The organism is Chromobacterium piscinae (assembly GCF_021129175.1).
Lineage (GTDB): Bacteria > Pseudomonadota > Gammaproteobacteria > Burkholderiales > Chromobacteriaceae > Chromobacterium > Chromobacterium piscinae.
The window spans coordinates 1-2407 of record NZ_JAJOHV010000151.1 but is presented as its reverse complement, the minus strand read 5'-3'; the positions used below and the strand labels follow the sequence as shown (position 1 = coordinate 2407).

Genomic DNA, 2407 nt, shown 5'->3' with positions numbered 1-2407 from the left:
TATGCTGACGCCCACGTTCCAGCCGCTGCTGTTATTGCCGCCACTCTGGCTGCCTTGGTGGCGGCGGCCGCACCACTGATGGCGACTTGCACATTGCCGCCGGCCAGGCCATGCAATGTGCATGCTGGACCTTGCACGGTAGCGGTGACATAAATCTGTTTGGGAAAGGGGGACTCATCCTGCCCAGGTATATGCATATATGGACGCCCCCGGCTTGCCAAGCTTTCAGTTCATGACGGTGAACAGGAACGATTGCAGCCATATATTCGGGCTGTATTGAGACACGATGTCTCGGCCCCTGATGGATTCCGCTGGCTGAGTCCTGAACAACAGCGCGCACTCGCAGTGCCTTGCATAACGCAGGTTGACTCCGCCACGGTCTGACCTGTCTCGCCATCACGTCGTGATTGCCTGGGCAATCGGTAGGAAAGCCTTTCTTGTTGCTGACGGGGGTCAGCTCAGGCGCTCACGCGGCCAACGGGGTGGGTACCCCATATTGCCGATCATGGGCCAGCAGCGCCCACACGACTCGGGCATTCTTGTTGGCCAGCGCCACTGCGGAGATATTGCGGTTGCGTCGGCCCAGCAGGCGTTTCAACCAGCTCTCCGCTTGATCGCAGCGGTGTTCAACATGACTGATGACGGCCCGGGCCCCATGGATCAGCAAGGTGCGCAGGTAGACGTCCCCCCGTTTGCTGATCCCGAGCAAGACCGGCTTGCCGCCGCTGGAATGCTGCCGCGGCACCAGCCCCAACCAGGCGGCCAGCTGGCGCCCGTTGCTGAACGCACGCGCATCGCCAATGCTGGCGACCAAGGCGGTAGCGGTAATCGGACCAATGCCCGGGATCGCCGCTAGCCGCTGCGAGGGTTCACTCTGGCGATGCCACAGTTGGATCTGTTTCTCCAGTTCGGCGACCTGCTGATCCAATGCCTGTAGATGCTCCGCCAGCCGGGCTACCCGTTCGCGCATCATGCCCGGCAAGCCGCTCTCCACGTCCTCCAGAATCAGCGGCAGGCGCCGTCGTAACGACGCCAACCCAACCGGAATCGTGATGCCGAATTCAGCCAGCAAGCCACGCAGCTGGTTGGCTTGGGCGGTGCGGGCTTTGACGAAACCGGCCCGGGCCCGGTGCACCGCCAGCAGCGCTTGTTGCTCGGGTAACTTCACCGGCACAAAGCGCATGTTGGGACGGGACACCGCTTCACAGATCGCCTCGGCATCGGCCGCATCGGTCTTGCTGCCTTTGACATAGGGCTTCACAAACTGGGGCGCCATCAGCTTGACGACGTGACCCTGTGCCACCAGCTTGCGGGCCCAGAAGTGCGCGCTGGCACACGCCTCCATCCCGACCAGACAGGGCGGCAGGTTGGCAAAAAACGCCGCCAATGACGCACGAGCCACCTGCTTGCGTAGCACCACCTTGCCCTGCGCATCCACGCCGTGGACCTGGAACACGTTCTTGGCCAGATCCAGCCCGATCGTTCTAATGTTCATGGTGACGCTCCCTTCGATCAGTGAGTTGGTTGCAAATTCACTGTGGCACCGCGATGCCGCTTCCGGAAGGGGGCGTCCATTTCATTAACAGCGCCCTTCCCACCTACTCTTACATCTCCAAATTTGAGCAATTAAAACTCACAAAAGGGTACACTCTTAATGAAAAATTATGCCTCACACTCCCAAGCATAACCTCTGCACTTAAAACCTCCCCAACACTATCTCGCCTTATTTCAAAACAAGAAACACACTCACACAAGAATCGAAATATTTCGCGCCCCTGAAATTCCAAAACAACCTGAATCCACCCTGCGACTTCGCAATAAGAAAAAACAACCGTGACATTACTAGCATCAGTATATCTATATGAAAAATGTAGATCCTGCTTATTTTCAGTTACAGGATCCGACTCAAAAAAACCCAAAAGCTCAATACTATCTGGCACCGACCTAATAAACATCACTTACCCCCCTTCTTTTGGAATTGTTGTTACAAACCTTCTCGTCCCATCCGACATAACCTCGAAAGAGGTTTCTAACTTCACCGCCTTCCCCGACGGGCCAAACAAAACCGACTCTCTAATTTCAAAGTTCTGATTTCCTTTTGAAAAAACCTCCCTAACATTACTTTTCTCTGCAACTACTTTTTCAAAATGCTCTATCAAAACCCTCTTGCCAGACTCATTTGTTTCCAATCCTAGCTTTCTCATAGTCTGCGCCAGTTGAGTCGACCTATCCGCATTGTGACTATTACTATTCACGTTCCCAAAAAGATATTCAAACTTTTTAGGATCTATACTTAATGGCCGCACTGCTTTAATTGACCCAACCGCAACAGTCAACAGCGCCAACTGCTGCGGAGAAACACCCGCATCTTTGGCATAACTCGCAGCTGCATCCGCCAACATCCCCT

Annotated in this window: 2 protein-coding genes; both read right to left on the bottom strand. The window is 55.1% G+C overall.

Annotated features, from left to right (window positions below; genetic code table 11):
- Nucleotides 1–466 precede the first annotated feature (466 nt).
- On the bottom strand, nt 467–1495 hold the full coding sequence (locus LQR33_RS23465; RefSeq protein ID WP_231470659.1) for an IS110 family RNA-guided transposase: 1029 nt from the start codon (nt 1493–1495) through the stop codon (nt 467–469).
- A gap of 463 nt (nt 1496–1958) precedes the next feature.
- On the bottom strand, nt 1959–2407 hold a 449-nt coding region (locus LQR33_RS23460), incomplete at its 5' end, for a hypothetical protein (protein WP_231470657.1).